The sequence below is a fragment of the Clostridium sp. TJA085 genome (assembly GCF_058310235.1).
Genome location: NZ_JBZEEZ010000009.1, coordinates 1 through 10,017 on the forward strand (window position 1 = coordinate 1; position 10,017 = coordinate 10,017).

Here is a 10,017-nt window from a genome sequence, read left to right on the forward strand (position 1 = left end):
ACTTGTAAAAAGAATTGCTGGTTCTAAATGTATTTCTATATTCTGTTCAATTTTCAAAGACCATTTTATCTCGTCGCCCTCAAGCGACTCGTTTATCTTATCACTTGGAAACCTTTATGTCAACACTTTTTTAAATCATTTTTTAGTGATTTAAAATTTGACTCCCTTCTGTTCAAGAAGTTGTTCCGCATCAGCGACGATATTTATAATAACATGTCTATTTATGTATGTTTTTACTACTTACTCTATTTTTAGTCATTATTATACTTATTTTCTATTTTACTATGTTTTTCTTTATTTTTCATCTATAGATACGCCTGGTTATGTATTAGATGTATTTAGGTATAATATTACATATTACTTAATTATATTATTCAATACATATAAAACTTTTATAATTATTGTACTAATTAATTTATATAGAACTTAGTATATATTTAATTTTTATTATAAAAATATATTTATATTTTTTAAGTAAATCTTATAAATCTACTTAATTTTTATATATTCTATATCTATTTTATTCTTTTCACATAAAATTAATTTAAAATCACTAAAATAAAAATAACTGTTTATGTATTCATTTTCTTAAATTGATATGTATATAAAAACTATATTTCTCTTTTATTATTTTAATTTATAAATATACCTTAATTATAAAAACTTACATCAAATATATTTTAAATTTTTAAATATAAATATTTTATATATTATTAAAGTTTAAAGAATACCTATATTAAACTTTTTATAACTAATAAAAAAAGCTTAATATAGTAACTATATATTATTTAGTTACTATATTAAGCGTAAAATTAAATTTTAACTTTTTCTCTTATTCATTACTATTGGCCATTTTTTTGACCCTATATATTTTTCATCTTGCTCTACAATTATTTTTTTATCAGCTATTACATTTTCAAGTTCACATCCATTATTTATTATTGTTCCTTGAAGTATAATGGAATCTTTTATTTTTACATTTGGACCTATATATACTCTTCTTGATATTATACTATTTTCAATCTTTCCATCTATATAACAACCATTTGCTATTAAAGAATTTTTAACCATACTATCATTAGTATACTGTGTAGGCCCTTCATCTTTTGTTTTTGTGTATATTGGTCTACCGCTAAAAAACATTTCTTTATTTACTTCTGAATTTAAAAAATCCATATTAGCATCATAATAGGATTTTAATGAATTTATACAACTTAAATATCCATTAAATTCATATGCTTTAACATTTAATTTATCTAAGTTAGAGTGTATAAAATGTTTTATTTTTTTATACATACCACTTTTTACAGATTCATTTATTATATCTATAAATAAATCTGTTTTCATAAAATACATTTCTGTACTAATTGATGCATTTTTTTCCTTTCCTATATTTTCACCAACACTTATAATTCTATTATTATCATCTATATTAAGAACATCACAATTTATAAATTTTTCTCTTGCATTATTTACATTTTTATATACTATTGTGACATCATTATTTTCATTTTTATGTTTATCTATTAATCCTTTAAAATCTATATTGCAAATCATATATGAAGGTGCAATTAAAACATATTTTTTCTTACTATACCTTACAAACTCTATATTGTCATTGAAATTATGAATATCATCATATGAAGGAGAATAATCTCCAAAATTAAATACTTTTAACCCATCTCTTTTTCTGTGAAGATCCCATGGTCTTCCATTTGTTAAATGATCCATTAGTGATCTAGATTTATTTTTAGTAAATATTCCTATACACTCTATTCCTGAGTTTGTCATATTTGAAAGTATGAAATCTATTATTCTATATCTAGCAGCTATTGGAACTGAACCTAAAGGTCTATTTCTTACTAATTCACCCATTTTACTTTCATTTTCATCTAAATTTATTATTCCTAAACAGTTATTCATTTTTTAACTCCCCCCCACTTAATTTATACAGTTTTTCTTTCTTTGTACCTAATCCTGTATCCAACCTCTTCTTTTGATGCTACAACTGATATATTTTTACCATTACCAACTACTACTTCTTTGTTAATTATCGCATCGCTTCCAATTATAGCTTTATTTACAATTGAAAAATCATCAATAACTGAGTTAGGCATAATTACCGAATTTTTAACTACTGTATTTTTACCAACATAAACACCTTGAAATAATACGGAATTTTCAACAGTTCCATGTATTACACAGCCTTCTACTATAACAGAATTTTTTACCGTTGCATCTTCTCCTATATATTGAGCCGGACTTGATGGACTTACTGAATATATCTTCCAATCTTCATCAAATAAATTTAACCCGTTTTCTATTTTCAGTAAATCCATATTTGCTTCCCACAAACTTTTTATAGTACCTACATCCTTCCAATATCCGCTAAAAGGATATGCAACTAATTTACACCCTTCACTTAACATATTAGGAATTATATTCTTTCCAAAGTCATTACTTGAATTTAAATCTAACTCATCTTTAATAAGGTGCTTTTTTAATGTTTTCCAATTAAATATATATATTCCCATAGAAGCTTTTGTACTTTTAGGATTTTTAGGCTTTTCTTCAAATTCATATATACTTAAATCGTCATTTGTGTTCATTATTCCAAATCTACTTGCTTCATCTATAGTGACATCAATAACTGCAATAGTCGCATCTGCTTCTTTTTCTTTATGGAATTCAAGCATATCATCATATTGCATCTTGTATATGTGATCACCTGATAAAACTAATAAATATTCTGGATCATAACTATCTACATATTCTATATTTTGATATATAGCATTTGCAGTCCCTTTATACCACATTCCTCCTTCTTCTTCTTGATAAGGTGGAAGTATACTTACCCCTCCATCCCTTCTATCAAGATCCCAAGGGTCCCCTATTCCAATATGTGAATTAAGTTCTAAAGGTTTATATTGTGTTAATACTCCAACGGTATATATACCTGAATTGGAACAATTACTTAGCGGAAAATCTATTATTCTATATTTACCTCCAAAAGGTACTGCTGGCTTTGCTAAATTCTTAGTTAATACTCCAAGTCGCGAACCTTGTCCACCAGCTAATATCATTGCTACTATCTCTTTTTTTCCCATAAAATTATTTTTCCCCCTTCATATGTTTTTCAAAATAAAAGTATTTTTTATTTTTAATCTGTCAATTCTTAAAAGTGCTTATATAAACATATGATGTAATTTTATATTTTATACTATTTATTGATTAAATCTTATATAAAAAATAACCTAAAGAAAAAATCTTTAGGTTATTTATAATTATAAATTTTTATATACTAACTCAGATCCCCAAATACCATTAACATATTGAGAAATTGTTCTATCAGATGAAAAAATTCCTGAATGAGCTATATTAACTCCACAAATTTTTTGCCATACATTAGTATCTCTATATAGCTTATCAACCTTTTGTTGAGCTTCAATATATGAATCAAAATCTTTTAATACAAAAAACTCATCATTATATGGTATTAAACTATCATATATTTCTCTAAATCTCTCTCTATCAAAATGATATTTTCCATTTATTAAATCATTTATTACTGATTTAACTCTAGAATTATTTTTATATATATCAAAAGATGAATATCCTCCATTTTTATAATAATTAAGAACTTCTTCTGAATTTAATCCAAATATTACTATATTATCTTCTCCAACTTCATCTTTGATTTCTATATTAGCTCCATCTAATGTTGCTATTGTTACAGCACCATTCATCATAAACTTCATATTTGACGTTCCAGATGCCTCTTTAGTAGTTGTAGAAATTTGCTCACTTAAATCTGTTGCTCTTATAATTTCCTCTGCTAAAGAAACATTATAGTTTTCTAAGAATATAACTTTTATTTTATCATTTACTCTAGAATCATTGTTTATCTTTTCTGCTATCTTATTAATAAGTTCAATTGTCTTTTTTGCTAAATGATAAGCTGGTGCAGCTTTTCCTCCAAATATAAACGTTCTTGGTACTATATCTAAATTCGGATTTTCTAAAAGTCTATTGTAAAGATCCATTATTCTTAAACAATTTAAAGTTTGTCTTTTATATGCATGTATTCTTTTTATTTGAACATCAAAAATAGAATTCGTATCTACCTTTATTCCTTTTCTCTTATATATTGTATCTGCTAATAATTCTTTATTATATTTTTTTATATTATGAAGCTCAATTTGAATATTTTTATCATAAGCTTTTTTTTCAAACTCTATCAAATCTATAGGATGTCTTATAAAACTATCCCCTATTGTATCAATTAATAAATTAGTTAACTTAGGATTTATTTTTAACAACCATCTTCTATGAGTTATTCCATTTGTTTTATTATTAAACTTATTAGGATAATAATAGTAAAAATCACTCATTTCTTTCTTTTTAAGAATTTCCGTATGAAGTTTTGCTACTCCATTTACACTATGACTACCTACTATTGCTAAGTTAGCCATTCTCACTTGCCCATCAGCTATTATGGCCATTCTTGATATTTTATCCCACTGACCTATATATGAATTCCAAAGTTCCTGACAAAATCTCTCATTAATTTCTTCAATTATCATATATATTCTTGGAAGTAATGACTTAAACATTTCAATTGGCCACTTTTCTAAAGCTTCTGCAAGTATAGTATGATTTGTATAGGATACTGTATTAGTTGTTATTCTCCATGCCTCTTCCCAAGCAAATCCTTCTTCATCTATTAATATTCTCATAAGTTCAGGTATTACAAGCGTAGGGTGAGTATCATTTATATGCATAGCTATTTTTTCATGTAAATTTCTTAAATCACCATTATGCTTTTTATAATGCCTTATAATTCCTTGTACTCCAGCAGAAACAAAAAAATACTGCTGCTTTAATCTAAGTATTTTACCTTTATATTGCGAATCATCAGGATATAAAACTTGAGATATTGCTTCAACTGAATTTTTATATTCTAGAGCCTTTAAAAAATCTCCTCTACTAAAGGATGAAAAATCAAATTCATTATTTACAGTCTCAGCACTCCAAAGTCTTAGTGTATTAACTGTATTATTCATATATCCTACAACAGGAGTATCATAAGGTACAGCAAGAACAGGCTCATAATTTACATGGGTAAATTTCAATTTTCCATTTATTTTTTCACTTATTATATTGCCACCAAACTTAACTATTTCTTTTTTATCAAGCCTTCTTTTCTCCCAAACATTCCCCTCTCTAAGCCAATTATCTGAAACCTCAACTTGAACTCCATCAATTATTTTTTGTTCAAAAAATCCATATTTATATCTTATACCACATCCATGACCAGCTATATTTACAGAAGCCATAGAATCTAAAAAGCAAGCAGCAAGTCTTCCAAGTCCACCATTACCTAAACCTTGATCTTGTTCTAAGTTTTCCAATTTTTCTAAATCTATATTTAAATCCTTTAAAGCTTCCTTACATATATCTCTAATCCCTAAATTAAGAAGGGCATCTCCTAAGAGTCTACCCAAAAGAAATTCCATTGAAAAATAATATACTTGTTTTTCCTTAGTTATATTATATCTTTTATTAGTTTTCATCCATGTTTCTGAAATGTAATCTCTAACTAAACTACCTAAAGCTTCATATTTTTTATAATCACTTCCTTCTGAAAGCTCCTCTCCATGTATCTCTAAATATTTCTTTTTATACTCTTTCTTAAAAGTATTTTTATCTATAGTCAGCATAATACACCTCCTTGAATTTTCTTATAATTTAAAGGTAATTAAATCACTATACATTTTCTTGTATTCATTTGCAGACTTATTCAAGCTATTATCAGAATCTAATGCTTGAATAACAATTGAATTCCAAGTATTTTTATTTTTATATAAATCTAAAGCATATTCTATTATTCCTAATAATTCATTTGCATTATAATTTCTAAAACTAAATCCATTTCCTATTCCAGTATATTTATTATAAGGTTTAATTGTATCTTTAAGTCCACCTGTTTCTCTAACAATTGGAACAGTCCCATATCTAAGTGCTATTAATTGTCCTAATCCACAAGGTTCAAATAAAGATGGCATTAAGAACATATCAGATGCTGCATATATTTTATGCGCTAATTCATTATCAAACTTAATATTAGTTGATACTTTATCTCTATATCTAGATGCTAATCCTATAAAGTGATTTTCATAACTTAAATCACCAGTTCCTAATATTATTAATTGGATATTATGTTGTAATAACCTATCTGCTATATCAATAATTAAATCTAAACCTTTTTGATTAGTTAATCTAGATACTATACCTATCATAGCTGCATCACTATTTATAGGTAAACCTAACTCTCTTTGTAACTTCTCCTTATTTCTCTTCTTACCATATAAATCATATTTATTAAAATTATCATAAATATATTTATCATCTTCTGGGTTAAACTCATCATAATCTATTCCATTTAAAATTCCACTTAACACACAATCCCTATCTCTTAAAACAGCATCTAATCTCTCCCCGTATTCTTCTGTTTTTATCTCGTTTACATATGAATAACTTACAGTAGTTACTTTATCTGAATAAATAATTCCACCTTTCATAAAGCTTACCCCATTATCAAAAGCTAAACTTCCATTATAATAAGCTTCTAAATCATAACCAAAAAGTTCAGGCAAAATTTCCTTAGGAAAAACTCCTTGAAATTTAAGATTATGAATTGAAAATACTGATTTTATATTTTTATAAAAATAATCTTTTCTATATTCTAATTTAAGAAGAACTGGAATCATTCCAGTATGCCAATCATTACAATTAATTACGTCAGGCTTAAAACCTATTTCCTTTAAAAGTTTTAGTACTGCTCTATTAAAAAAAGCAAATCTTTCACCATCGTCAAAATATCCATATACTTTATCTCTAGAAAAATAATATTCATTATCTAATAAATAATACTTCACTCCATCACAAATTCCTTCAAAAACTCCACAATACTGATTTCTCCAACCAACCTTAACATTAAAAGATTTTAAAAATTTTAGATTTTTTTCAAACTTACTATTTATTGATTTATATTTTGGTATTACAACTCTTGCATCAACATCTATTCTATTTAACGCCTTAGATAATGACCCTAAAACATCTCCTAATCCCCCTGTCTTTATAAATGGATTTGCTTCAGATCCAACTAATAAAACCTTCACTTTCTTCTCCCCCTTATTTAAAAATATAAACATATTTGTTTATCTTTATATACTTCTAATGTAATTATCTATATGAATAATGATATAAAATATAATTATTCAAACCCTTACTATCTTTATAAATATTAATAAACTCAAAAAAAAATAACTTATAGAAGTTTTTTTATTAAATTTTTATAATTGAAAAAACTTTAGTATAATATAAAACAAATATAAAATTAGGAGGACTATTATGAAATCAGCAGAATACTATATAAAAAATCTAGATATGATTCCTTATGTAGAAGGTGGATATTTTAAAGAATCATTCTTATCAAATACAATAGTAAAAGATAATAAAAAACTATGGAGTAGTATATACTTTTTATTAAAAACTGGAGAAGTTTCTAATTTTCATAGATTAAAATCAGATGAAATGTGGTATTATCACGATGGTGAAGCATTAACTATATATATGATAAGCCCTGACGGTAAATTAACAACAAAACAACTTGGTAAAAACATTGAAAATGGAGAATATCCTCAAGTTTTAGTACCAAAAGGATATATATTTGGTTCTTCAATGAATAATGATGGATTTGCATTAGTTGGATGTATGGTATCTCCCGGCTTTGAATTTAGCGATTTTGAATTATTCAAAAGAGAAGACTTATTAAATAAATATCCAGAACATGCAGATGTAATAATAAAACTTACTAGAGAAGATATTTAATATTATAAATAAAAGGCGTAATATACATTATATTACTGCCTTTAAACTTTTATTAAGTTAAAATTATATATTTTAATTCTCTATCTTATATCAATCTAATTACTCATTATCTATAAAACTATTAAATATTCCATTCTCATCTATAGAAAAATCTTTAGTTCCATTAACTATAGCTCTACAATTAGCTACACTCATCGAATCTGATAAATTAGCTAAATCATCACCAATATATGAATTTACACTATCATTACTCTTTATTTGTGAAATTGTACTATTAGATAAATCTCCACCTTTTCTCATTTCATATGTGTCAACTGCCATTACTACTCTTCTTGACTGCTCTATTACTTTAGTCTTTTTAGCCTCATCTATATATCCAGTAATATTTTTACTAAATATTATTACAAGTATCCCCATTATAGCAATAACACCGACTAATTCTATTAATGTAAATCCCTTTTTCTTCGCTTTAATTATATTTTTACATTTTGTATTTAATTTTCTATAAGTCATATATGTCCTCCTCTCATTATAATCTAATTCAAATTATTACCAATTAATTTATTTTTAAACTATATAAACTAAAAAAATAGCAAAAAGATTTAATCTTTTTGCTATTTTTAATACAAATTAACAAGCTATTTCTATATCTTTATTAATATTATTATTTCTATCAATTAATTTCATTCTTATTAAATGAACTATCATTGCAACTAATATAGCTACAACTAAATCACAAGTTACTGTTAATATAAAAGTAATTAATAATTCAAGTGCATCAAGTTTATTTTTTTCTATAACTTTTATACACTCTCTCCATTCACTCATGTTATATGATACAACTGCAAGTATAGCAGCCAACGCAACTAAAGGAACATATTTTATAAAAGGCATAAATATTATCATTATTAATAATAAAACTATAGCATGAACTATTCCAGCTATTGGAGTTCTTCCACCATTTTTAATATTAGCTGCTGTTCTTGCAATAGCACCTGTTGCCGGTATTCCACCAAATAATGATGATGCTATATTTGCTAATCCTTGTCCTATTAATTCTGTATTAGAATTATGTTTTTTATCTATCATTCCATCTGCAACTACAGCTGATAATAAAGATTCAATTGCAGCTAAGAATGCTATTGTAAGTGATGGCATAATTAAAACTTTAATTTTATCTATAGTTAATACAGGAAGATGTGGTTTAGGAATAGATGATGATATTGAACCAAAAGCACTTCCTATAGTTTCAACATTTAAACTTAATCCAGCTACTATTAACGTAGATATTACTAAAGCAATAAGTGAACCTGGAATTGTTTTATTAATCTTAGGAAAAAGTATTATTATTCCTATACATAATATACCTATTATTAAAGTTATAAAATGAGTTTCATTAAAATGTGATATATATGCTTCCCATTTAGGAATAAATTCTGATGGTACTTTTTCAATATTTAACCCAAATAAATCTTTTATTTGAGTTGATAGTAATGTTACTGCAATTCCTAAGGTAAAACCTAAGGTTATACTCTTTGGAATAAACTTTATTAAATTTCCCAATCTTAAAATTCCAAATAATATTAATATTACACCAGCCATTAATGTTGACATAATTAATCCTTCAAGTCCATAATTTTCTATAATTCCATATACAATAACAACGAATGCACCTGTTGGTCCACCAATTTGAACTCTACTTCCACCAAATAATGATATAAATAACCCCGCTACTATAGCTGTTATAAGACCCTTTTCCGGAGTTACACCTGATGATATTCCAAGAGCAATTGACAATGGAAGTGCTATTATAGCAACTATTACACCCGATATTACATCCTTAAATATTTGCTCCTTGGATAATTCTTTTTTTCTGTGCTTTAGAATGGAAAAAAACTTTGGTTTTTTCATTATTAAAGAAACGCCTCTTTTCATATAAATTTTTTGTAAACTATCTATACACATTAAAAAAAGAGATAGTTAAAACTATCTCTTTTCGTTCACACCTGGCAACGTCCTACTCTCCCACACGGTTACCCATGCAGTACCATTGGCGCTATAGAGCTTAACTTTCCTGTTCGGAATGGGAAGGAGTGTTTCCTCTATGCCATCATCACCAGATAT

At 26.0% G+C, this 10,017-nt stretch carries 6 protein-coding genes, 1 rRNA gene and 1 pseudogene; 1 reads left to right on the forward strand and 7 read right to left on the reverse strand.

The genetic code is table 11. The features are described 5' to 3' along the window. Positions 1–819: 819 nt before the first annotated feature. The 4 genes from glgD to glgA form a co-directional block, all read right to left on the reverse strand. Positions 820–1,923, reverse strand: a complete 1,104-nt coding sequence (gene glgD, locus AC4FQW_RS13165; RefSeq protein ID WP_491149513.1) for a glucose-1-phosphate adenylyltransferase subunit GlgD — start codon at positions 1,921–1,923, stop codon at positions 820–822. 23 nt (positions 1,924–1,946) lie between these two features. Then, positions 1,947–3,107: a glucose-1-phosphate adenylyltransferase gene (locus AC4FQW_RS13170; protein ID WP_491149514.1), complete on the reverse strand. Its 1,161-nt coding sequence runs from the start codon at positions 3,105–3,107 to the stop codon at positions 1,947–1,949. Between the two features lie 177 nt (positions 3,108–3,284). After that, positions 3,285–5,720, reverse strand: a complete 2,436-nt coding sequence (locus AC4FQW_RS13175) for a glycogen/starch/alpha-glucan phosphorylase (RefSeq protein ID WP_303130847.1) — start codon at positions 5,718–5,720, stop codon at positions 3,285–3,287. Positions 5,721–5,741: 21 nt separating this feature from the next. After that, a complete protein-coding gene (gene glgA, locus AC4FQW_RS13180; RefSeq protein ID WP_491149515.1) occupies positions 5,742–7,181 on the reverse strand; it encodes a glycogen synthase GlgA in 1,440 nt (479 codons plus the stop codon). Positions 7,182–7,413: 232 nt separating this feature from the next. Here glgA and AC4FQW_RS13185 point away from each other — a divergent pair, with 232 nt between their 5' ends. Next, positions 7,414–7,893, forward strand: coding sequence for a cupin domain-containing protein (locus AC4FQW_RS13185; RefSeq protein WP_491149516.1), 480 nt, complete (start codon positions 7,414–7,416; stop codon positions 7,891–7,893). 99 nt (positions 7,894–7,992) lie between these two features. Here AC4FQW_RS13185 and AC4FQW_RS13190 read toward each other — a convergent pair whose 3' ends face one another. The 3 genes and pseudogenes from AC4FQW_RS13190 to rrf form a co-directional block, all read right to left on the reverse strand. Further along, on the reverse strand, positions 7,993–8,406 hold the full coding sequence (locus AC4FQW_RS13190; protein ID WP_491149518.1) for a prepilin-type N-terminal cleavage/methylation domain-containing protein: 414 nt from the start codon (positions 8,404–8,406) through the stop codon (positions 7,993–7,995). A 135-nt stretch (positions 8,407–8,541) separates the two neighbouring features. Next, positions 8,542–9,804, reverse strand: a pseudogene (locus AC4FQW_RS13195) (SulP family inorganic anion transporter); the annotation flags it as partial. Positions 9,805–9,897: 93 nt separating this feature from the next. Continuing rightward, a 5S ribosomal RNA gene (gene rrf, locus AC4FQW_RS13200) occupies positions 9,898–10,014 on the reverse strand. Positions 10,015–10,017 lie beyond the last annotated feature (3 nt).

Bases quoted from the DNA above. Each gene is read 5' to 3' on its own strand.
- glgD (WP_491149513.1), bottom strand. From the start codon at position 1,923: ATGAATAACTGTTTAGGAATAATAAATTTAGATGAAAATGAAAGTAAA.
- AC4FQW_RS13170 (WP_491149514.1), bottom strand. From the start codon at position 3,107: ATGGGAAAAAAAGAGATAGTAGCAATGATATTAGCTGGTGGACAAGGT.
- AC4FQW_RS13175 (WP_303130847.1), bottom strand. From the start codon at position 5,720: ATGCTGACTATAGATAAAAATACTTTTAAGAAAGAGTATAAAAAGAAA.
- AC4FQW_RS13185 (WP_491149516.1), top strand. From the start codon at position 7,414: ATGAAATCAGCAGAATACTATATAAAAAATCTAGATATGATTCCTTAT.
- AC4FQW_RS13190 (WP_491149518.1), bottom strand. From the start codon at position 8,406: ATGACTTATAGAAAATTAAATACAAAATGTAAAAATATAATTAAAGCG.